The following is a 23285-nucleotide window of genomic DNA, read 5'->3' as shown; positions in this document are numbered from 1 at the left end:
TAGATCAGACGGTCGGGATTATACCATATTCTGATAGTCTGTTTTTTTATCTAAAGCTTGACAAAAATTGGTCTATACCTTATACTATTTGTATAGACCAATTAACAAGGAGATTATCATGAGAATTATTAAAGTAAAAAATAAAGCAGAAGGCAGCAAGGCTGCTTTTAAGATCTTACAAGAAGAGATAGAACCTGGTGCTAAGACTCTGGGGCTAGCAACTGGCAGCACCCCTTTAGAGCTCTACAAAGAAATGAGAGAGTCTGATTTAGACTTTTCAGATATGGTATCTATTAATCTTGATGAGTATGTTGGCTTATCAGCTGATGATAAGCAATCTTATGCTTATTTTATGAAGCAAAATCTCTTTGCTGCTAAACCCTTTAAAAAGACCTATCTGCCCAATGGATGTGCTGTGGATTTGGCAAAGGAGACAGCCCGCTATGATCAAATAATTGCTAAACATCCTATTGATTTACAGATTTTAGGGATTGGCCGCAATGCTCACATTGGTTTTAATGAGCCAGGAACAGCATTTTCAAGTCAAACGCATTTAGTTGATTTAACACCGTCTACAATTACAGCTAATAGCCGTTTTTTTGAGAAAGCAGAAGATGTTCCAAAACAAGCTATTTCTATGGGACTGGCCTCTATTATGTCTGCCAAGATGATTTTACTGCTAGCCTTCGGCGAGGAAAAGGCTGATGCTGTTTCTGCCATGGTTCATGGCCCTGTAACAGAAGAAATACCAGCTAGTATACTGCAAACACATCCTAACGTTATTTTGATTGTTGATGAAAAAGCAGGAGCAGGAATTTAAATTAATAGTCGCATTATATTTATTCACAGTGTAACTGTGAATAAATAAGTAAAATCAGATCGAAGAAAGGGATCATTTTGATCCTTCAGACTGAAGACAAATCTATTTTTCAGCGTAAAAAATTTTTAAGCCCTGCAAATTTCAATTTTAATTTTCCTTATTTGCGAGCGAAGCGAGCTCTAAACGAAATTTTCCGCCGTGATAAAAGTGCCTGAAACGTTAAAGTTTCAGGCACTCGGAAGATTTGAGACCTTGGGATCAAATTCTAACTGAACACCGGGCTACGGACGGCTGCAAAAAGATAAACATACCCTAGACGCATGCGTCGTCGGTTAGTTTCCTATTTTGCTCTTGTCCGCTTAACGCCCTTTGTATCTTGGTTTAACTGAACACGGGCTGCGGATTGTGGCAAAAAGATGAGTCCTCCTAGAATCTTAATGATTCCGCGTCGTACTCCCTATTTTGCCTTTATCCGCTTAACGCCCTTTGTATCTTAGTTTAGGTTGGGACATAAGGAAACGAAAGTTTCCTCATCGCTACCGTCCGTACCACCTAAGGAAAGTCTCAAAAGAAGACTTTTTCTACATTCTCAGGGATCATTTTGATCCTTTTCTTTTTGCTTGGGAACATAAAACTCTTATAGGATGTTTGCCTATGTTTTGAATTTTTAGTGTCTTTTTTAAAGATGCTAATCTAAATCTGGTCCGACAGAAACGATACTTGTAGGATTGATGGTCTTGTGGCTGCCGTAGTAATGTTTTTCATATGCTTAAAGTTAACCGTAGCAGCAATGCTAGAGATATTGTAAATGCGCTTGGTGTGATTCCAGTAATTGGGATGGTCAACGAGGCGACGGAGATTGCATTTGAAATATCCATAATAAACAGAGTCAAAATGTACAAGTGTTGTGAAGAGACCGATATTTGCCTCTGAGTAATGTGTCACTCATTTTAGTTTAATCTTTTCTCAGTGATGACTTGATTTATTTCTCTAATATAGATTTTAAAATATTGAGTCCTTTGTCAAGCTCCTCTAGTGTATTTGGTGAGCAAGTTGCAATGCGCAAAGCAGACTGTTCTGTCAGTCCACCGACAAGAAAGTGTTCCGCGCATAAAACGTCAACACCTTTTCTTTGGCCAAGGATTCAAATTGATAGCCGCTTCTATTTTTAGGTAATGGTAGCCATTGAAATAAATTATAGGGATTGGAAGAAGTGGATTCTGGGAAATAATGATGATAGAGAGCATTTCGTTCCTGAGATAAATGATGTTTTTGCGCTATTGTCCTGTCTGCTTGACCGTTTGAAATGAGATCGCTCGTAATCTTAGTATTTAATAGAGGCGGACGGGCATTGATAGCATCAGCAGTGAGATTAATCTCTTGAATAAGATAATCAGGAACCATCATATAAGCCATTCGCAGACCAGCAAACAAGGCTTTTGATAAGCCATGAATATAAATCGCTTGTTTAGGAATCATGGTTGTCAACGCGGGTAATTTTTCATAGTTTGTAAAAGCATAAGTGTCATCTTCTATTAACAGGAGATGGCTTTTTCTTATCAAAGCCGCCAGTTCCTGCCTTCGTTTCAATGGCATTGTTACTCCAGTAGGATTGTTGGAGGTCGGAACCAAGTAAATGCCTTTGATCATTTGCTGACGACATTTCTTTTTCAAGTCTTCTGGAATGATTCCTTTATGATCAGATATTATTGGGACAAGCTCAATCTTGAATTGCTGAGCTAAGGCAATGAAATTGGTATAAGTAAATGTATCGGTTGCTATTTTATCGCCTGCTTTAAACACTGTTAAGAACAGCAAGGCTAAAGCATTTTGTGTGCCATAAGTTAAAAAGATATTCTCTTTGGGAGTATTGATTTGAAACTTTTTCAACCATTGTTGAGCGATGGCTTTATGCTCTTGCGTATTGTTTTTTGTGTCAAATTCAAAAAGCCTATCAACAGATTGACTCTGTAAGATTCGTCTGGAAATATCAGATACAATATAATTGAGTTGGTAATAAGGGCACAGACTACCTAGAGAAATAAGGGATTCATTTTTTTGTAAAGCGGCTAAAGGTTTCGCCCTATTAGGTGAAATAAAGGTTCCTTTGCCGATAATAGCGTAAATAAGACCTTTTTGTTCACAGAGTTTAACAGCTCTTGTCACTGTACTTAGATTGAGATCCAAAAAGTCAGCTAATTCACGTTGGGGTGGCAATTTTGTTTCAGCAGTCAAACGTCCTTCTATAATATCTTTCTCTAAGAGTTCAGCTAGGCTGGCATATAGAGGAGCTTTTAATAATTGTTTATCTGGTTTCCAAGTCATAGGATAATTGTCAAAGGAATTAACAGGCATGTTTTTCTCCTTAAAATTGTCTTGCCTACAATTTTGGGCATATAAAGCAAACAGTTTCTTTTATAATGAATACATGGATTATTGCTATCATTGTAACATGTTTTAGAAAAAAGAGGGAAGGTGGAATATGAAGGCAGTTTATATTCAAAAAAAGGGAGGCCCCGCAAGGATTATTGTTGGTTCATTACCTGTTCCTAAAGTTAGACCGAAATCTGTTTTAATAAAAGTTATCGCCGCTTCTATTAATTATGTCGATCTCTTTATTCGTTCAGGTATTTATCAGACAAATCTGCCGAATCCTTATATTTTGGGACGGGATGCTATCGGCCAAGTTGTGGAGATTGGAAAAGATGTAACTCGGTTTAAAATAGGCGATTGCGTTTGGACAAATAGTATGGGCTATGATGGAAGGCAAGGTATCACTAGCGAGTATGCATTAATTCCAGAAGAGCGCCTTTTTCTTACTCCCAAGAATGCTGACTCTTTAAAGTTAATTGCTGCTGTTCATTCTGCGGCTACAGCAGCTATTGTCCTGCAAGATATCATGAAGTTGAAACCAAAACAAAAACTCCTTATTGAAGGAGCAGCTGGCCATGTGGGAAGTAAGTTGGTTTATCTTGCTAATGAGATGGGGGCAGAGGTGGTAACAACCTCTAGTTTACAGGATTTTTCAAGATTTAAACAATTGAGCAATGCTATCTGTTTTGATTATCATGATAAATTGCTCTTTCAGAAATTAAAAAGTGCTTGTCTTGATGGTTTTGACCATATTGTTGATACTTCTGGGGAAATACCTTTGCAGTTTAATTGCGATTTGTTAGCTCAAAAGGGTGTCATTAGTTTAATTACAGCACCGAAAGACAGTCAATTTGACAGTAGACAATTTTATATGAACTGTCAGCAAATGAAAGGGTTCGTGATTAGTCACGCCAGTTTAGAACAGCTGCAGAAGGCAGGAGGAATTTTAAACAGTGCTTTTGAAAAAGGACTGTTATTAGAAGAGGACATTGCCGTCAGAACATTTGATGAAGCAGCCCAAGCCCATCAGCTGATGGAAGATAAAAAGAAAAGTCGGAAAATTGTCTTAATTCCGTAAAGAAAAGGAGACTATCATGAAAATTAAAACACAGGCACTTTGGAGTGAACAAGAAAAAGCTGCTGTCACTTATACAGCTTATTTGGTTGAAAAAACAGCAGATATTAAAAATAGTAATCCTCGTCCGGCCGTCATTATTTGTGGCGGTGGCGGCTTTTTCAAGGTAACAGATAGGGAGAAAGAGCCTGTAGCACTATATTTTCTTAATAAAGGTTTTCAAGCCATTACGCTTGATTATACCGTTGGAAAAGGCAGTGGTTATCCTAAACCGCTTTATGATTTGGCCAAAATGCTTTTAGTTGTTAGAGAAAATGCACAAAATTGGAATATTGATACTGAAAAAGTCATTTTTATTGGTTTTTCAGCGGGAGCCACTCACAGTGCTTCTTTAGCAAATAGTTGGAACGAACCGTTTTTACAGAAATACTTTGATTATCCCGGAGAAGCTTTGAAACCAAATTTAGTTATCTTGTCTTATCCCTTGCTGGACTTTAATTATCAGTATGAGCAAGTATCAGCTGATCCAGATAATCAGATACCAACAAAATTATCACCAATGCCTAAAATAGATTTTCTAACAGGTGCCTTGAAAACAGTTGTAGGTAAAGCATTAACAACAGAAAATTTAAAAGAATATAGTCCTATAGCTCACATTTCTCCAGCCACTGTACCAACTTTTATTTGGGGAATGCAAGATGATGATTGCATTTATAATAACGCTCTTTTAGAATATGCTAAACGCTTGAAAGATAATGGTATCTTATATGAACTTCATATGTTTGCGGTAGGAGAGCACGGTTTATCCATGATTAATAGCAATACACAAGCGGAATTTTCGGATTACGAAGAGCTTGGTATTTGGAAAAAATTGTGCATACAATTTATTAATCGCGTTTTGCATTTAAAGTGAGGTTAGGTAAAAATAATAATACTTTAAAAATTTGGCTTAAAAATTTTCGAGAGTCTGATTCCTTGTCTTTCCTTCGCTGTTTAAAGTTAAAGTGCGGACTAAATTTTATTGATGACACTAAAAATTAAAAACTTTGAAAAAGGCATCAATTTTTGCTGGGATTTACGAATAATATAAGTGAAATCTACTTTAATTCTTTTTAAACTATTTGTTTGGAAATTTATTATTGATCATAATTGAAGTTGTAGCTTTTAAAACCTGCCTTTGCGCGGGCTTTTTTAACTATCCATTTAGAAAGGAATTTTTGATGTTAGTTGCAAGAGATAAAAATGGAAAGTTGATTAATCTTCTGGATGGCATTCCTGATAAAAGTGATTTTTATTGTCCTGCCTGCCAGTCGCCTGTACGTCTCAAAAACGGCAGGGTTATACGTCCGCATTTTGCCCATGTTGCTTTGCAAGGCTGCCAATTTTACAGTGAAAATGAGTCCGCTGAGCACCTAAACTTGAAAGCAGAACTCTATCAGTCATTATCTCAGACAGAAAGTGTTGAGATCGAAAAAGTCATACCAGAACCTGAACAAATCGCAGATTTGTTAGTCAATCATAACCTAGCTTTAGAAGTTCAGTGTTCCCGCTTGTCCGAAGCTCGTCTGTGTGAGCGAACGCAGGCCTATCAGAACAATGGTTATCAGGTACTGTGGCTGCTTGGGGAGAAACTCTGGTTGGGTAGGCGCTTATCCAGCTTGCACAAACAGTTTCTTTGTTTTTCGCAAAACATGGGCTTTCATCTCTGGGAATTGAATATTAATAGGCGTGAATTGCGACTCAAGTACTTGATTTATGAAGATATTTTTGGCAAAGTCTATTATCAGACCAAATCTTGTTCTTTCGATAATCACATGATGCTCTTTTTACGCCTGCCCTATGCTAAACAAGGATTAGTTTCTTATCACGTTCAGCAACGTAGGCAGGTTGGTTTAGCTATTCAAAAACAACTGCTAGCACGCAATCCGCGTTGGCTGCGTCAGCAAGAACTTGCTTATTCACAAGGGTGTAATCTGATAGCACAATCAGATGTTGACTTTTTCCCGCAGGTAAGACCACCGCAATGTTCAAGGGGCTTTTGTCAAATTAATCAGGATGTATCTCATTTTAGCGCAGCTTTTTTTCAATATTATCAAAAGCAAAAAGACAAAGAAACTCAAACACTGTATCCACCAGCCTTTTATGATAAAATGAAAGAAGAATAATCATAAAAGGAGAGGTTTATGTCTGATAATCGCAGTCATATTGAAGAAAAATACCAGTGGGATTTGACCACCATTTTTTCAAACGATCAAGCTTGGGAAAAAGAGGAGAAATCTTTAGTTAAGGATTTGGAAATAGCTGCTAAAAGAGCAGGTCATCTGCTTGACTCCAGTCAAAGTCTGTTGGAGATTACAGAGCTTTATCTGGTTCTTAGCCGTCGTTTGGAAAAACTTTATGTTTATGCTTCGATGAAGAATGACCAAGATACTACGGTCAGTTACTATCAAGAATTACAAGCTAAGGCAACAGCTTTGGTCGCTAAATTTAATCAAACTTTTGCTTTCTATGAGCCTGAATTTATGCTTTTATCGGCAGAAAAATATCAGGATTTTGTGAAGCAATGTCCAGATTTGTTGGTTTACCACCATTTTTTTGAAAAACTATTCAAGCAAAAAGAGCACGTCCTTTCTCAAAAGGAAGAGGCACTTTTGGCTGGGGCCAGTGAAATTTTTGGTGCTGCTGGTGAAACCTTTGAAATTCTTGATAATGCCGATATTGTCTTTCCTTGGGTAAAAGACGAGACAGGAGAAAAAATTGAACTGTCTCATGGTAATTTTATCAGTTTGATGGAATCCAAAAATCGTAAAGTTCGACAAGAAGCTTATCAGGCCATGTACAGCATTTATGAGCAGTATCAACACACTTATGCTAAAATGCTGCAAACCAATGTTAAAGTTAATAATTTCCAAGCGAAAATCAGAAACTATAAGAGTGCGCGTGAAGCTGCTCTGGCAGCTAATTTTATTCCCGAAACTGTTTATGACACTTTAGTAGAAGCGGTCCATAATCACTTACCTTTGTTACGGCGTTATATGAAGCTAAGGCAAAACGTTTTAGGCCTTGATGATCTTAAGATGTATGATATTTACGTACCACTCTCAGAAATGGATATGACTTTTACTTATGAAGCAGCCTTGGACAAAGCAGAAGAAGTGTTAGCTATTTTTGGGCGAGACTATGCTGAGCGTGTGCATCGTGCATTTAGGGAGCGTTGGATTGATGTACGAGTCAATAAAGGCAAGCGTTCAGGCGCTTATTCAGGCGGTTCCTATGACACCAATGCTTTTATATTGCTTAACTGGCAGGATACTTTGGATAACCTCTTCACTCTTGTGCATGAAACAGGACATTCTTTGCATTCTACTTTTACACGTGAAAACCAACCCTATGTTTATGGTGATTATTCTATTTTTCTGGCAGAAATTGCTTCGACAACCAATGAAAATATTTTGACAGAGACACTGCTCAAAGAAGCAACAGATGAGAAACAGCGTTTTGCGATTTTGAATCATTACCTTGATGGTTTCAAAGGAACGGTTTTCCGCCAAACACAATTTGCAGAATTTGAAGACTTGATTTATAAGGCTGATCAAGCAGGTGACGTTTTGACCAGTGATTATTTGAATAATCTCTATGCGGATCTCAATGAAAAATACTATGGTTTAAGCAAGAAAAATAATCCGGAAATTCAGTATGAATGGGCTAGGATTCCGCATTTCTATTACAATTTTTATGTTTATCAGTATGCCACAGGCTTTGCTGCAGCCAGTTTTTTGGCTCACAAAATTGTTCATGGCAATCAAGAAGATAAGGACAAATATCTCAATTATCTCAAAGCTGGAAATTCAGACTATCCTCTCAATGTTATTGCTAAAGCAGGTCTTGATATGACTGAGTCGACCTATATTGATCAAGCTTTCAAAGTCTTTGAAGAACGGTTAATAGAGTTGGAAGAATTGGTCGAAAAAGGATTTGATTAATAAGATAGCTTAAAAGCTATCTCAGACTGAAGACAAAGTCTTTAGAATTCATTTTCTAAGGGCTTTTATTGTTTCGCGTTTTTTTGCTATAATGATAAAATAAATCTTAATGAGATGAAAACGAAAAAGGTTCAGGAGGTCCGCTATGTTAGACATTCGTCAATTACAGTTGAATGATGCGCTTGCCTTTGAGCGCTTTCAAGCGAGTTTATTGGCTGAAGCTAAGAACAATCCCTTTGTTGAGCCTTTTGTTACGACAATAACCTCTTTTACTCAATTTCTTGAACGTAGCAAGCAATGTGAGCTTTCTGTAGGAAATAGTGCTTGGTCTATTTTTTCAAGTTACTATGCTTTTATTGATGGAGAAATCGTTGGGAAGTTACAGTGTTTTTGGCAATCAGATAAAGCTGATATCAAAAGGATTGGTAATATTGGTTACATCACTTTGGCATCTCATAGAAGGCAAGGGATTGCTGAGAAGATGTTGTCTTTTGCTTTAGAACGGTTTAAAGAACGTGGTCATCAAAAAGTTTTAGTGACTGTACCTGAAAACAATCTTCCCAGTCGTTCTCTGCTTGAAAAAATTGGTGGTCAATTGGAAGGAATTGTTAGGGAAACTTATCGTGGACAAGACATTCAATTAGCACGTTATTGGATAGATTTAGAATAGAAAGTAATCAAATATGCTATTCATTATTTTTGATGGTGGGAAATTTTAATGAAATGGAGAAAATATGCCACAAACAGCTTTTATTTGGGATTTAGATGGAACCCTGATTGATTCTTATGAGGCTATTATGGAAGCACTTGCGGTCACTTATGAAACTTTTGGTTTTGATTTTCAAGCGGAGTCCATTCGGCACTATATTATCAAAGAATCGGTTGGAAAACTCTTAGATATACTGGCAAAGCAGCACGGCTTTTCTTTCAAAAAATTAAAAACCTTCTTCACCCAAGAGCAAGTTAAGCGTGATGATAAGATCAAGTTGATGCCCTTTGCCAAAGAAGCGCTGCAGTGGGCCAAAGACAGAGGAATTAAGCAGTTTATGTATACCCATAAAGGTGCATCTACTGGAGCGGTGCTGGCAGAATTAGGGATTGCGTCTTATTTTACTGAGGTATTAACAAGTGTGTCGGGATTTGAACGCAAACCGCATCCGCAGGGAATCTTTTACCTGTTGGAGAAATACCATTTGGATAAGGATAGAACTTACTATATTGGTGATAGACGTCTAGATGTAGAAGTTGCTGAAAATGCAGGCATCAAATCTATTAATCTAGCTCAACCCCATTCAGCTGTTAATCAGAAAATTGACAATCTGCAAGTCTTGACTCAGTTGAAAGAATTCTAGAAATGTCTTCCTTAACCTAAGTTAGGGAATTTTTGTTATAATAAAAATCATGGTTAAATCTTACAGTAAAAATGCAAATCGCAACATGCGACGCCCTGTTGTCAAAAAAGAGATTCTTCATTACATGCGTCAGGAACAAAAGGAAAACAGTGGCTTTCTCAAGGAGATGGAACTATTTGCTCATGAGGAGAATATTCCAATCATTCCCCAAGAGACTGTGGTGTATTTTCGTTTTCTCTTGCAGACTTTTCAGCCTAAGAATATCTTAGAAATTGGGACAGCTATTGGTTTTTCAGCACTTTTGATGGCTGAAAATGCTCCGCAGGCAACTATCACAACGATAGAGCGCAATCCTGAAATGGTTGCTCTAGCTAAGGAAAATTTTGCAAACTATGATAGTCGAAAGCAGATTAGCTTGCTAGAAGGAGATGCTGCCGATATTTTAACTAAACTGAATGGAAATTACGATTTCGTCTTTATGGATTCGGCCAAGTCAAAATATATTGCTTTCTTGCCAACTGTTCTAGAGTATTTAGAGATTGGCGGTATCATTGTTTTAGATGATGTTTTTCAAGGCGGCGATATTGTCAAGCCAATTGACGAAGTTCATCGCAGTCAGCGTACCATTTATCGTGGTTTACAAAAGCTATTTGACGCAACACTGAAACATCCTGATTTGACTGCCAGCTTGCTGCCACTTGGTGATGGTTTGCTGCTGATTCGTAAAAACCGCAAAGAGATTGGTTTGATTGATTAAGTCATTTTTAAGAAATTATGATATAATAAAGGGGTTAATGACAAAAAGGAGTTTATCAAGAATGAAAAAACGTACGATTGCTACAGGACTTGTGACCTTGCTTTCTATTGTGACTTTAGCGGCTTGTTCAAAAACAAGCCAAAACAGTAAAATTGCCACAATGAAAGGTGACACGATTACTGTTGCAGATTTTTATAATGAAGTAAAGAATTCAACAGCTTCGAAGCAGGCTGTACTGTCGCTCTTAGTTTCAAAAGTTTTTGAAAAGCAATACGGCGATAAGGTTTCTGATAAGGAAGTGACAAAAGCTTATAATCAAGCTGCTAAGTACTATGGCGATTCTTTCTCAAGTGCTTTGGCTTCACGCGGCTATACAAAAGAAGATTATAAGAAACAAATTCGTTCTGAAAAATTAATAGAATATGCTGTTAAGGAAGAAGCTAAGAAAGAAATAACAGACGCTAGTTATAAGTCAGCTTATAAGGATTATAAACCGGAAGTAACAGCTCAAGTGATTCAATTGGATAGTGAAGATAAAGCAAAATCTGTTTTAGAAGAAGCTAAGGCAGATGGTGCAGACTTTGCTAAAATTGCCAAAGATAATACCAAAGGAGATAAGACCGAATATAGCTTTGATTCAGGCTCAACTAATCTTCCCAGTCAAGTTTTATCGGCTGCGTTGAATCTTGATAAGGATGGTGTTTCAGATGTCATTAAGGCGTCTGATTCAACGACTTATAAACCTGTTTACTATATTGTCAAAATCACGAAAAAGACTGACAAAAACGCCGATTGGAAAGCTTATAAGAAACGTCTGAAAGAAATTATCGTTTCTCAAAAATTAAATGACAGTAATTTCCGTAATGCTGTTATTGGAAAAGCCTTTAAGAAAGCTAATGTCAAAATTAAAGACAAGGCCTTTAGTGAGATCTTATCACAATATGCAGCAGCCAGCGGAAGTGGCTCTTCAGGGTCAGCGACAACTACAACAGCCGCTTCAAGCGCTGCAACAACGGCCGCTGATGATCAAACAACAGCAGCAGAGACAACAGCAGCAGAATAAAGGGCTTGTAAAGATTGACGAATGTTGAAAAAGTCAGTATAATTATCTTGTCAAGAATAATTTTTCTCTCATTTGCTTCAGAAAAATAGCGGTTGATGTGAGCTATGCAAATAGAAAAATTTGGCTGCTTGATTGATAAACAGAATAACATAATAAGAATGACAAGTTCATTGAATGAAGGTGGTACCGCGGTTTTTTCGCCCTTCTTACAGTGAACTTGTTTTTTGGAGAAAAAGCTATGAAGAGTTTTCAAATCAAACAAAAAATGTGGTCGCTCGGTGGTAAATTTACCATTACAGATGAGTTAGGAATCCCAACTTATCAGGTAGAGGGCTCCCTCTTTAAAATTCCAAAGACATTTATCATTTCGGATATGCAGGGTAAACAGATCAGTCGCATCCAAAGGAAAACTTGGACCTTCCTTCCTAAGTTTTATGTCAATTTACACGACGGTTCTACATTTTTTCTGAAAAGAGATCTGTCATTTTTTAAACCTCACTATACCATCAAAGATCTAGGTATGGAAATTCAAGGCGATTTCTGGGATATGAATTTTCGGCTCTTTCAAAATGGTCAAGAAGTTGCTAGTATTTCTCAGGAATGGCTGCGCCTGACCTCGACTTATAATATTGAAGTATATGATGATCAATATGCAGACTTAGTGATATCACTGGTCATTGCTATTGACTATGTCAAGGCGATTGAAAATAGCTCTGCAGCTAATGGTGGTAGCTAATTAAAAGAAAATAATAGAAAAGGACAAGAATTAAATGAAACAATTAACATCAGCTCAAGTCCGCCAAATGTGGTTAGATTTTTGGAAATCAAAGGATCATGCTATCGAACCGTCGGCTAATCTCGTCCCTGTTAATGATCCCACACTGCTGTGGATTAATTCAGGTGTTGCAACGCTGAAAAAATATTTTGATGGTTCTGTTATCCCTGAAAACCCACGCATTACCAATGCGCAAAAGGCCATCCGCACTAATGATATTGAAAATGTAGGGAAAACAGCTCGCCATCATACCATGTTTGAAATGCTGGGAAATTTTTCCGTTGGAGATTACTTCCGTGATGATGCTATCAAATGGGGCTTTGAACTTTTGACCAGCCCTGAGTGGTTTGATTTACCAAAAGATAAGCTCTATGTGACCTATTATCCAGATGATAAGGATTCTTACAATCGCTGGATTGAATGCGGTGTTGAGCCAAGTCACCTGATTCCGATTGAAGATAATTTTTGGGAAATCGGAGCTGGACCTTCAGGACCAGACACGGAAATTTTCTTTGATCGTGGAGAAGATTTTGATCCAGACCATATTGGTGTGCGCCTTTTGGCCGAGGATATCGAAAACGACCGCTACATTGAAATCTGGAACATCGTTTTGTCCCAATTCAATGCTGATCCAGCTGTTCCGCGTTCTAAATACAAGGAACTGCCTCATAAAAATATCGATACGGGAGCTGGTTTAGAGCGCTTGGTTGCGGTTATGCAAGGAGCGAAAACCAATTTTGAAACGGATCTTTTCATGCCAATCATTCGTGAGATTGAAAAATTATCTGGTAAAACGTATGACCAAGATGGTGACAATATGAGCTTCAAGGTCATTGCAGACCATATTCGCTCTCTCTCATTTGCTATTGGTGATGGTGCTCTGCCGGGAAACGAAGGCCGTGGTTATGTCCTTCGCCGTCTTCTTCGTCGTGCAGTTATGCACGGCCGTCGTTTAGGCATCAATGAACCCTTCTTGTACAAATTGGTTCCAACCGTTGGTAAGATTATGGAATCCTACTATCCAGAAGTGCTTGAAAAACAGGATTTTATTGAAAAAATTGTCAAGCGTGAAGAAGAAACCTTTGCACGCACCATTGATGCGGGCTCAAACATGTTAGATCAACTTTTGGCTGATTTGAAGGCCGCTAATAAAGACACGCTTGAAGGAAAAGCTATTTTCAGACTTTATGATACTTATGGCTTCCCAGTAGAATTGACCGAAGAATTGGCTGAGGATCAAGGTTTCAAGATAGATCATAAAGGTTTCCAAGCTGCCATGAAAGAACAACAAGAACGTGCGCGTGCCAATGTTGTCAAAGGCGGCTCCATGGGTATGCAAAATGAAACGCTGTCAAATATTACTGAGAAATCTGTTTTCAATTATGAAAAAGAAGTACTTGACAGCAGCCTTTCTGTCATCATTGCTGACAATGAGCGTATAGAAGCAGTATCAGAAGGTCAAGCTCTGCTTGTTTTTGCGGAGACACCATTCTATGCTGAAATGGGTGGACAAGTAGCTGACCATGGGCTTATCAAGAATGATAAGGGGGACACCGTTGCTCGTGTGACAGATGTGCAAAGAGCACCAAATGGTCAAGCCCTTCACACGGTTGATGTTTTGGGCAGCTTATCAGTAGGACAAGTCTATCATTTGGAAATTGATCATAAACGCCGCAATCGAGTTATGAAAAATCATACAGCTACTCATCTTCTCCATGCAGCTCTTCACAATGTCATTGGTAATCACGCCACTCAGGCAGGTTCTCTCAATGAAGTGGAATTCTTGCGTTTTGACTTTACCCACTTTGAAGCGGTAACGCCAGAAGAGCTCCGCCGAATTGAAGAAGAGGTTAATGAACAAATTTGGAAGGCTATTCCTGTGACAACCATTGAAACAGACCTTGATACCGCTAAGGGTATGGGTGCCATGGCTCTCTTTGGTGAAAAATATGGTAAAAATGTACGCGTGGTTTCTATTGGTGACTATTCCGTTGAACTTTGTGGTGGTACCCATCTTAAAAATACTTCTGAGATTGGCATCTTCAAGATTGTCAAAGAAGAAGGTATTGGTTCGGGAACTCGCCGTATCCTAGCTGTGACCAGTAAAGAAGCCTTTGAAGCTTACCGTCAAGAAGAAGATAGTCTAAAAGAAATTGCCGCAGCGCTTAAAGCGCCTCAAATGAATCAGGTAGCTAGCAAGGTAGTTTCGCTGCAAGACCAATTGCATAAACTGCAAAAGGAGAATGCCGAGCTGAAAGAAAAAGCAGCCGCAGCAGCCGCAGGCGATATCTTCAAAGATGTTAAGGAAGCCAAGGGTCTGCGCTATATTGCAAGTCAAGTAGAAGTTGCCGATGCAGGCGCGCTCCGCACCTTTGCTGACCAATGGAAACAAAAAGACTACTCTGACGTTCTCGTTTTAGTTGCTAGCATTGGTAAAAAGGTCAATGTTCTTGTTGCTAGCAAGTCTCAAGACGTTCACGCTGGTAATCTCATTAAGACTTTGGCACCAATCGTTTCAGGCCGCGGTGGCGGAAAATCAGATATGGCTATGGCCGGTGGTTCAGATGCAGCAGCCATCAAAGATTTGATTGCCGCAGTGGCAGAAAATTTGTAAAATTTATCTTTGCAAAAAATGATTTAATAACTAATCAAAAGGTTTTGGGTATGCCCCAAAACCTTTTTTGTAATGGTATAACTTTAGACCGTTTCCTGACTTCGTGTGAAACAAACCATGTGCAATTAAACCGCACCTCAATTGATAGATTTTGTATTCATCTTTTTTGGGGCGATATTGACAGGCTCCTGATTTTATAAGTGCTTTATTTAACACTTTTCACTTTTAAGAAGGAATTGGTTCTTAAAGCTTTTAGATCAACATCATTAGATAAAATGCCAATTTTTAGCAAGTCGCTGGCTACAGTATCGAAACTGTCATAAGCACCTGAATAGCTCGGTTTAAAAGTATAGCTCTTTAGACTGGTAAGATTGCTGTCTTTACTACCAGCAACATAGTTTTTATTTAGTTGAATATCAACCATTTCTTCTTTGTGTTTTTGTATCCAGTCAGCTGCTTTTTGCATAGCTAGCGTATATTTGGCTGCGACAGCCGGATGTTTTTTGGCTATATCGTTTGATACATAAGCGACACAGCAATATTCGTTTTTGAATCCTTTGTCAGTTGATGAATTAGCCAATGTTTTAAAGCCGTATTGTTTTTTAAGAACTTCAGTGTCCGGATCGCCGAGGGCAATGGCATCAACTTCGCCTTTGTCCAGAACCTGCCCTAACTGATCGCTTTGGTAAGTAACAAAACTGACATCGCCTTTCTCATCAGAGACTTTTAAACCAGATTTTGCCAGAACACGTTTAGCAAAGATAGCAGGACTACCCGCAACAGCAGTCACCCCGATTTTTTTACCTTTTAGATCAGCAGCAGACTTGATTTTGCCGTCCTTTGTTAATACCTGCAGACAGCCGGTATGCAGGCCGGTTGTGATTTTAAGTTTAGCACCATTAGTTAGAGGCTGGATAATACTTGCCATCAAAGAGTTAGAGGCATCAATCTTACCGGCATTTAAAGCATCAAGATTAGAAGTATCTTGTCCGATTTTAATAACCTTGTATTTCAATCCTAAATCATCAAAAAAGCCTTTTTCAATAGCTATCTGTTGGGGAGCACCGCAAAGATCAGAGTTTTCAGAAATTTTTAGGACGTAAGAATCTTTTTCAGAAGCATTATAATTTTCAGATGTCGAAGTAGAGGACTTTGAACAGGCTGCCAAGCTCACTGATATGATGAATAAAACAAGTCCAAGTCTGAGACATTTTGGGGTTGATGATTTTATCATTAGCGTTTTCCTCTTTTCTTTAGAAATTCAATATGTGTAAGATCTTTTCTTTAATAGCAATAAAGTTCTGAGAATCTCTTTCTCTTGGTCTTTTCAAGTCAACTGCAATCTTTTCCTTAATGACAGCTGGTCTTGGTGTCATGGCAAACACGCGCTCAGAGAGAAAAACAGCTTCTTCGACATCATGAGTTACCATAATCATAGTAATTTTGCGTTTTTGCCAAATATCAATAAGATCAGCCTGCATCTTGCTTCTGGTAAAGGCATCCAAAGCGCCAAATGGCTCATCAAGAAGTAAGACATCAGGATTATTAATCAATGCTCTAGCAATATTGACCCGTTGCTGCATACCACCAGATAGATGATGAGGATAGGCTTTTTCAAAACCACTTAGTCCAACTAAATTGATATAATCTTTAACTTCTGTCAGACGTTCTTTTTCTTTATTCAACTTTAGACCTAGGGCGATGTTATCATAAACAGTTAGCCAAGGATAAAGGGTTGCTTCTTGAAAGACAAAGCCAAGCTTTCGCGAGGGTTGGGTAATTATCTGATTATCCAGCCAAACCTCACCTTGACTGGCTTTCTCCAGACCTGCAATGATACGCAGAAGAGTTGTTTTGCCGCTTCCTGAAGGGCCGACAAGCGAAATAAATTCACCAGCATCAATATCCGTATTAATCTGATGCAGCGCCTCAATTTCTGTATGCGCATCATTAGTTGCTTTAAAGATCTTTTGAACGTGATTAATCCTGAGAGATCCTACCATTTAATAAATCCTTTCTGCCATGAGAGTAATCTGTCACGAACCTTGAAAAGAAGTGTAATAATCAAGCTAAAAGTAACAGCGATAGTAATTAGTCCAGCATAGACATTAGCATAGCCTAAGACTTCTCTCTGCCAGTTGATATACCAGCCAATACCGTATTTAACGCCCAGCATTTCTGCTGTCATCAGGGTTATAAAACTGGTACAGGCACCATTGAAAATACCGACAAAAACATTGGGCAGACTGGCTGGAAAAGCAACGTGAGCAATCTTTTGAAAAGTTGTAGCTCCAAGAGTATCAGCAACTTCAAAATAAGTCTTTTTGACATTCTGAATACCGGAGTTGGTTAAAATTGTTACAGGAAACCAGACAGAAAGACTAATCAGAAAAATACTGGCTGCAAAGCTTGTAGGAAAAGCCGTTAAAGCTAGAGGAACAAAGGCTGTGGATGGAATCGGTCCTAGAATTTTGACAATTGGATCTAACCAGTAATTAAAGGAGGTAAACCAACCAACTAAAACACCTGTTAATAAACCTAAAGCAATTCCGACAGCCCACGAAATAGCAAGTAACCGCAGTGAAAAGAGATCACATTTTAGAATAAAAGGACCACTTTTGACAAAGACCGCTAGAATTTTATTGGGACTGGGAAAGAAAATCTCAGGTAGTAAGCCCAACTTTTCAGTGACAAGATTATAGATAGCCAATGCCAAATAGCTGGTGCCAATAAAATAGCTTTTGTGATAAAAGTTTCCTTTTTTATGGCTTACAATACTGAAAAGGGCCGCTATGAGCGAAAGGGCAAAAGAAATCCAAAGAAAATATAAATACCAAGGCTGGATTTTAGTAAAACTGACAGCAGATTTAGGAATGAGAAGCTGTGCTAAAATCGTCAGTAAAATAGCAGAACTAGTGAAAAATAAACGATAATAGTCTTTTGCAGTCTTCAAAAAAAATCATCTCCTTTCTTTATTTTCCTCATTATACTACCAGTCAAATTATTTGCATAATTAATAAAAATTAGACTGGGGCATAAGAAATTTTTATAGGGTTTAAAATAAAAATAACTTTCCTTATAAAATCTTTAAATTTGTTTTTTATAACTAGAAAGCAGAGAAGGAGGATGGCATGATGGATTATATGCTAGAGACGAAAAATTTAACCAAACAGTTTGGGAAGCAAACAGCGGTTAACCAATTAAATTTGAAAGTTGAACGTCATTCAATTTATGGTTTGCTGGGCCCTAATGGTTCCGGCAAGTCAACAACACTTAAAATGGTTACAGGAATGCTGAGAAAGACATCTGGTCACATTCTTATAGATGGACACGATTGGAGTCGCGAGGATTTAGAAAATATCGGGGCTCTGATTGAATCACCGCCGCTTTATGAAAACCTGACTGCGCGTGAAAATTTAAAGGTAAGAACCTTGATGCTGGGTTTACCTGACAGTCGCATTGATGAGGTTTTAAAAATAGTGGATCTAACCAATACGGGTAAAAAAAGAGCAGGACAGTTTTCTATGGGCATGAAGCAGCGTTTGGGAATTGCGATTTCTCTGCTTAACCGTCCCAAGCTCCTGATTTTAGACGAGCCGACCAACGGCCTTGATCCTATTGGTATTCAGGAGCTGCGTGAACTCATTCTATCCTTCCCTACACAAGGAATTACAGTCATTATTTCCAGTCATATCTTATCTGAGATTCAGATGACAGCGGATCATATTGGTATCATTTCTAATGGCGTACTGGGTTATCAGGAGAAGATTCACCAAGATGAAGACTTGGAAAAACTCTTTACAGAGGTTGTGATGAAATATCGAGGAGGTAAGTGATATGCTGGGCATGTTTCAGGCAGAAAGATTAAAACTGAAGCGTACGATGGCAAAGAAATTATTATTTCTTGGTCCACTATTGGTAGTAATACATGGTTTTATGGTACCTCAGTATTTGATTACGAATGCTTATAATTGGTGGTATGTCATGATTTTTCCAGGGCTGCTGGCCTTATTTGCTGCTTTAATAAATACTTACGAAGAAAAAAAGCTGCATTATCGAGCAGTCTTTCCTTTGCCCATTTCTTTAAGAAAATTTTGGATAAATAAAGTGCTGACTTTGGCTTATTATTTGACTCTGAGCAGCTTCTTGCATTGTTTTATTTTAGTCTTGTTGAAATATTTTATTTTTCCTCATTATGGAGAAACTTACCTTATTAGTCAAATGCTTCTTGCTTCTATGGTCTTATTGCTCAGTGTACTTTGGCAGCTTCCATTTTGTTTATGGCTAGCAAAGAAATTGGGCTTAGTTATCACCGTGTTAGTCAATTTCACAGCTAATGTTATTTTGGGAATTGCTTTTTCAACGACTGCTTATTGGTTGCTGTGTCCTTATGCTTGGGGTATACGATTGATGATACCCCTTATGAAAATATATCCCAATGGTTTGAAAGCTGGATCAGAAGCCGCAGCACCGCTATTAGCAACCAGCAACTGGTCTATTATGCTCAGTTTAACTTTGGCGCTTACCCTCTTTGCAGGACTGACCTGGCTAACGGCTCTTTGGTTTGAAAAACAGGAGGTCAAGTAATGGTTAAATTGATTTGTGCAGAGTTTTTAAAATATAACCGTACCTTTTTACCTTGGATACATATTATTTTACCAGTTAGCATCGCTGTTTTAACGGCTGTCTTTGGTCTGGTGACACCTGCTTATTCTTGGGGGAGTATTACGAGTGGTTATTTACAAGTGCTGGGGATTGCTTTTCCGTTAGTCATTGCTATTATTTGCAGCAAAGCTGTTGAATTAGAGGCGGAAGCTGGTCATTTTCAAACTGTCCTAGCAAATAGTCAACGAAAAGTTCTTTATTTTATAAAGCTTGTCAGTCTTATGCTGATGGAAATTATCGCTGTTTGTCTAGCTTTGTCTGTCTTTGGTCTATTGTATCGTTCAAAAGCAGATGTCCCTTATCTTGCCTTTTACGGTTATGCGGGATTACTTTTGATAGCATCAACAGTTATTTTATATTTACTGCATCTGGTTATTGCTTTTTTATTTGGTAACGGGGCAACGATTGGCCTAGGCATTTTTGAAGTTCTGGTTTCGGCCTTGCTGTTAACAGGATTAGGTGATAGTATCTGGCAATTTGTGCCTGCTGCTTGGCCAGCACGGTTGATGGGAACCTTGTTTGAAATGCTGCAGTACCCAGATCAAAATCCTATTTTTACCCAGCAACTTCTCTTTTGGCTGGAAGTTGCTTGTCCGGCAACCTTACTTGGTTTATTTATCAGTCTTCTTTGGTTCGACAGATGGCAGGGGCGTAGCAGTGGGGAATAGGGTCGTCTATTTATTTGCTGATAAGAGGAGTTCTATTTATGGAAAAATTTAAAAGCTGACGGGCTTCCATCTCAAATACATTGCCTTGGTGCTAATGTTGCTAGACCATATTCATTATTTTTTTGTCTACACAGGAAAAATTCCGCTGTGGTTCACTCAGCTGGGGAGATTATCGGCTCCTTTATTCTTGTTTGCTATTATTGAAGGGTTTATCCATACGCATGACCGCAAAAAATATTTCCTAAAAATTTATGGCTTAGCTGTTGCCATGGGACTTATTCAGTTTGGCTTTCATAATGGGCTTCATCCTTTGGTGCGTGGGGATGGCTTTTTTCCAAGAAACATGATGCTGTCCTCATTTGCAATTTTGTTGGTTGCTTTACAAGGGATTGCATGGATTGAGGAGAAGAAGTACCTTCGAGGCATTCCGACTCTTCTTTTTCCGATTCTTCTGCCTTTTCTTTTCATGCCTTTCTACCGCATCTTTATGGATTCTGGTAATCAACTGGGGATGTTCTTTGTTAACTTGCTCAATTTCACTGTCCTGCCACTGCATCTTTCCATTATGGACGGTGGAACGGTGACTTTGATTGTAGGCATTGCCATGTATCTCTGCCGAAAAACACTCAAAAGGGAAGTTCTTGCCTTTGTCATTGTGTCTCTAATAGTTAATTTAGGTCGTGGTTTTCTTGGAGGTGCTCCGCTGACGCTTCACGCATTTTTATTTCTTAATTTGGAGTGGATGGAAATTTTTGCAGCGCCGCTCATGCTTATGTACAATGGCCAACGAGGTAAAGGCAGTAAACATCTCTTTTATATTTTCTATCCGCTGCATATTTACTTGCTTTACAGCTTGTCAGTATTACTCTATGGGTGATATGATAGAAATGGTACGCATAATATGGAAGGAAGTATGGTATGACACGTATTTTAGTAATTGATGATGAAGAAGATATTGTGACTTTGGTAAAAAATACCTTACAGCTGCAGAATTATCTGGTAGATACTTTTACGAGTGCTAAACAGGTTGATCGTTCGAAGCTGGCACGCTATGATTTGATTTTACTGGATATCATGATGCCGGATGTCGATGGGCTTAGCTTTTGCCGGAAGATTCGTCCTTTGGTGGACTGCCCCATTATTTTTTTGACAGCAAAGTCACAGGAAGAAGATGTTGTCACGGGGCTTAGTTATGGAGCAGATGATTATATTTGTAAGCCTTTTGGTGTGCAAGAGTTATTGGCGCGTGTTGACGCGCATTTGCGTCGAGAAAGGCGCGAGCACCATGCAGCTTTGCTTTTAGGAGATGTTTATTTTGATTTATCCAGCAAGCAGGTGAGGGTTAGTGACCAAGTCTTGGATTTGACTAAATCAGAATATGAGATCTGCGAGCACTTGGCTAAACATCGCGGTCAGGTTTTTTCTAAAGATCAGCTTTATGATTATTTGTATGCTTATGAAGAACGGGGAACACCTGCGGCTATAGCAGAGCATATCAAAAATATTCGGGCTAAGTTTAGAACTATTGGGCTTGAGCCCATTGAAACGGTCTGGGGGATAGGCTATAAATGGAATTAAAAAAATCAAATCGTTCTTTGAAAATGATTTTTACCCAGTATTTTGCGACAGTTAGTTTGGCATTCATTGCTTTACTATGCCTAGTTTGGCTTGCTTTTGTCATTAGTCTCAAGACTAACCTTGTCATTCCTGCCAACCAAACTGAGCAAAAACTACAACGCTTAGAAGATAAAATTGAAAAAGCTGATACTTTTCAAGCCAATCGTTTGCCCAAAGACACAACTTATCTTTTAATAACCAAAGATGGCAAAATCAAAGAAAGCAACATGTCTAAGAAGCTGCAGAAGCAAGCTTTAGCTAGCTATTCTGGGAAAGCGGTCAACTCTGCAGACTACGGTTATTTCATGGTTTTTAAACGTCAGAAGGAGGTCTGCATTGTCAATTATCGACTGGAAGCACATTATTCAGTTGCCTGGATGAATAAGTATCTTCCTAATGTGACGATGCTCTTGCTTATTTTGACAGGGCTTGGGGTATTGTTTGTGTTTACTTTGGTGACAATACTCTTTGCCCGCAGGCTGCAGCGACAATTGTCCCCGATTATTGCTGCTACGCAGAAAATAGCCAAGCAAGATTTGGATTTCACAGTACAATCATCTGATATTAAGGAATTTAATCAAGTTTTAAATAGCTTGGATACCATGCGAGCAGCCTTGAGAGAGTCCTTGATGTACAGCTGGCAAGTGGAGCAAGAGAAGCAAAATCAAATAGCTGCCTTAACACATGATATTAAAACGCCGCTGACAGTCATTAAAGGGAATACGGAACTGCTCAAGCAAACGGAGCTATCAGAGACTCAAGAGGCATTTGTTGGTTACAGTTTAAAAAATATTGGGCAGGTAGAGACCTATCTTCAGCAATTGTCCTATCTAGCTAAAAACAACCAATTACAAGATTTTCACCCTGAAAAGATAATAGTCGCAGCCTTTTTAGAAGAATTATCCCAAAACAGCCAATCCCTTGCTGCAACAAAAGGCATAAAGGTTCAGTTTTCCACTGATTTGTCCGATGCTCAGCTCACTGCTTATTGGGATAAAAGATTGTTGGCGCGTGCACTGATGAATATTATTTCCAATGCAGTGGAGCATAGTCCCCAAGACAGTCAGCTGCAATTAGTCTGTCATCTGGAAAAGGAGCTGTTTCACTTTACTTGTCTAGATAGCGGTCAAGGCTTTTCAAGAGAGGCCTTAGACAAAGCAAAGATGCAATTTTTCCAAGATGATACCAGCCGTCATGATCACAAGCATAGCGGTCTTGGTTTAACCATTGCAGATAACATCATTCGTTTGCATGGAGGAAGCTTGAGCTTATCCAATGATGCTAAAACAGCCAGCGGCAGAGTTGATGTCGCCTTACCACTGGCTAAAATGTAAACTTTATCTTATTACTATCTTTTATAAACAAAAACGGAAATCATTTTATTTCCGTTTTTTTGCATATTATTTTTAGATTTGACTATGATATTTGTCAAAAATAAAAGATATGTTACACTTTACTTGTAAGGAGAACAAATACGAGAAAGTCCTGATAAAAGATCAGTTGTCTGTTGAATGGGAAATATC

General features: G+C 38.5%; 20 protein-coding genes and 2 pseudogenes. 17 read left to right on the top strand and 5 right to left on the bottom strand.

Annotated elements, in window-relative coordinates; translation table 11 throughout:
• Positions 1 to 118 precede the first annotated feature (118 nt).
• On the top strand, positions 119 to 820 hold the full coding sequence (locus SRT_RS07250; protein ID WP_128833595.1) for a glucosamine-6-phosphate deaminase: 702 nt from the start codon (positions 119 to 121) through the stop codon (positions 818 to 820).
• A 688-nt stretch (positions 821 to 1508) separates the two neighbouring features.
• Here SRT_RS07250 and SRT_RS11275 read toward each other — a convergent pair.
• Both SRT_RS11275 and SRT_RS07240 read right to left on the bottom strand, forming a co-directional pair.
• Positions 1509 to 1756 (bottom strand): annotated as a pseudogene (locus tag SRT_RS11275) (glutathione S-transferase family protein); the annotation flags it as partial.
• Between the two features lie 46 nt (positions 1757 to 1802).
• Positions 1803 to 3175, bottom strand: a pseudogene (locus tag SRT_RS07240) (aminotransferase-like domain-containing protein).
• Positions 3176 to 3302: 127 nt separating this feature from the next.
• On the opposite strand from SRT_RS07240, the gene SRT_RS07235 reads away from it, so the two are divergent.
• From SRT_RS07235 to alaS, 10 genes are all read left to right on the top strand, one after another.
• Positions 3303 to 4271, top strand: a complete 969-nt coding sequence (locus SRT_RS07235; protein ID WP_128833594.1) for an alcohol dehydrogenase catalytic domain-containing protein — start codon at positions 3303 to 3305, stop codon at positions 4269 to 4271.
• A gap of 16 nt (positions 4272 to 4287) precedes the next feature.
• Positions 4288 to 5181, top strand: coding sequence for an alpha/beta hydrolase (locus SRT_RS07230; RefSeq protein WP_128833593.1), 894 nt, complete (start codon positions 4288 to 4290; stop codon positions 5179 to 5181).
• Between the two features lie 307 nt (positions 5182 to 5488).
• On the top strand, positions 5489 to 6433 hold the full coding sequence (locus SRT_RS07225; RefSeq protein WP_128833592.1) for a competence protein CoiA: 945 nt from the start codon (positions 5489 to 5491) through the stop codon (positions 6431 to 6433).
• Positions 6434 to 6451: 18 nt separating this feature from the next.
• Complete coding sequence (pepF, locus tag SRT_RS07220) at positions 6452 to 8251, top strand: oligoendopeptidase F (protein ID WP_128833591.1); 1800 nt, start codon at positions 6452 to 6454, stop codon at positions 8249 to 8251.
• Positions 8252 to 8396: 145 nt separating this feature from the next.
• Entirely contained in the window at positions 8397 to 8921 is a 525-nt protein-coding gene (locus tag SRT_RS07215) for a GNAT family N-acetyltransferase (protein ID WP_128833590.1), read from the top strand.
• Between the two features lie 64 nt (positions 8922 to 8985).
• Positions 8986 to 9603 carry an HAD-IA family hydrolase gene (locus SRT_RS07210; RefSeq protein WP_128833589.1) on the top strand — a complete coding sequence of 206 codons (618 nt, stop codon included), beginning with the start codon at positions 8986 to 8988 and terminating at the stop codon, positions 9601 to 9603.
• Positions 9604 to 9652: 49 nt separating this feature from the next.
• Positions 9653 to 10360, top strand: coding sequence for an O-methyltransferase (locus SRT_RS07205; RefSeq protein ID WP_128833588.1), 708 nt, complete (start codon positions 9653 to 9655; stop codon positions 10358 to 10360).
• 61 nt (positions 10361 to 10421) lie between these two features.
• Positions 10422 to 11423 carry a peptidylprolyl isomerase PrsA gene (gene prsA / locus SRT_RS07200; protein WP_128833587.1) on the top strand — a complete coding sequence of 334 codons (1002 nt, stop codon included), beginning with the start codon at positions 10422 to 10424 and terminating at the stop codon, positions 11421 to 11423.
• Between the two features lie 238 nt (positions 11424 to 11661).
• Positions 11662 to 12159 carry an LURP-one-related/scramblase family protein gene (locus SRT_RS07195; protein WP_128833586.1) on the top strand — a complete coding sequence of 166 codons (498 nt, stop codon included), beginning with the start codon at positions 11662 to 11664 and terminating at the stop codon, positions 12157 to 12159.
• A 34-nt stretch (positions 12160 to 12193) separates the two neighbouring features.
• Positions 12194 to 14812, top strand: a complete 2619-nt coding sequence (gene alaS, locus SRT_RS07190) for an alanine--tRNA ligase (protein ID WP_128833585.1) — start codon at positions 12194 to 12196, stop codon at positions 14810 to 14812.
• A 205-nt stretch (positions 14813 to 15017) separates the two neighbouring features.
• Here the strand turns inward: alaS and SRT_RS07185 are convergent, their stop codons facing one another.
• Genes SRT_RS07185 through SRT_RS07175 form a run of 3 tightly spaced genes read right to left on the bottom strand, consistent with a single transcriptional unit; the run spans position 15018 to position 17765 of the window.
• Positions 15018 to 16046, bottom strand: a complete 1029-nt coding sequence (locus tag SRT_RS07185) for an ABC transporter substrate-binding protein (RefSeq protein WP_128833584.1) — start codon at positions 16044 to 16046, stop codon at positions 15018 to 15020.
• A 19-nt stretch (positions 16047 to 16065) separates the two neighbouring features.
• A complete protein-coding gene (locus SRT_RS07180; RefSeq protein ID WP_128833583.1) occupies positions 16066 to 16815 on the bottom strand; it encodes an ABC transporter ATP-binding protein in 750 nt (249 codons plus the stop codon).
• Positions 16809 to 17765, bottom strand: a complete 957-nt coding sequence (locus tag SRT_RS07175; protein ID WP_128833582.1) for an ABC transporter permease — start codon at positions 17763 to 17765, stop codon at positions 16809 to 16811. Before SRT_RS07175 ends, SRT_RS07180 begins: the two co-directional genes overlap by 7 nt.
• 181 nt (positions 17766 to 17946) lie before the next feature.
• On the opposite strand from SRT_RS07175, the gene SRT_RS07170 reads away from it, so the two are divergent.
• The 6 genes from SRT_RS07170 to SRT_RS07145 all read left to right on the top strand — a co-directional run bounded on the left by SRT_RS07170 (position 17947) and on the right by SRT_RS07145 (position 23096).
• Positions 17947 to 18648 carry a lantibiotic protection ABC transporter ATP-binding protein gene (locus SRT_RS07170; protein WP_161940069.1) on the top strand — a complete coding sequence of 234 codons (702 nt, stop codon included), beginning with the start codon at positions 17947 to 17949 and terminating at the stop codon, positions 18646 to 18648.
• 1 nt (position 18649) lies between these two features.
• Complete coding sequence (locus tag SRT_RS07165) at positions 18650 to 19399, top strand: lantibiotic immunity ABC transporter MutE/EpiE family permease subunit (RefSeq protein ID WP_128833580.1); 750 nt, start codon at positions 18650 to 18652, stop codon at positions 19397 to 19399.
• Complete coding sequence (locus tag SRT_RS07160) at positions 19399 to 20145, top strand: lantibiotic immunity ABC transporter MutG family permease subunit (protein ID WP_128833579.1); 747 nt, start codon at positions 19399 to 19401, stop codon at positions 20143 to 20145. The genes SRT_RS07165 and SRT_RS07160 overlap by 1 nt, the downstream gene beginning before the upstream one ends.
• A gap of 94 nt (positions 20146 to 20239) precedes the next feature.
• Positions 20240 to 21022, top strand: a complete 783-nt coding sequence (locus tag SRT_RS07155; RefSeq protein WP_197702785.1) for a TraX family protein — start codon at positions 20240 to 20242, stop codon at positions 21020 to 21022.
• A 41-nt stretch (positions 21023 to 21063) separates the two neighbouring features.
• Entirely contained in the window at positions 21064 to 21723 is a 660-nt protein-coding gene (locus SRT_RS07150) for a response regulator transcription factor (RefSeq protein ID WP_128833577.1), read from the top strand.
• Complete coding sequence (locus tag SRT_RS07145) at positions 21714 to 23096, top strand: sensor histidine kinase (RefSeq protein WP_128833576.1); 1383 nt, start codon at positions 21714 to 21716, stop codon at positions 23094 to 23096. The genes SRT_RS07150 and SRT_RS07145 overlap by 10 nt, the downstream gene beginning before the upstream one ends.
• The last annotated feature ends 189 nt before the right edge of the window (positions 23097 to 23285 follow it).

It is taken from the genome of Streptococcus troglodytae, from assembly GCF_002355215.1.
Lineage (GTDB): Bacteria > Bacillota > Bacilli > Lactobacillales > Streptococcaceae > Streptococcus > Streptococcus troglodytae.
This window is presented reverse-complemented; position numbering and strand designations above follow the sequence as displayed.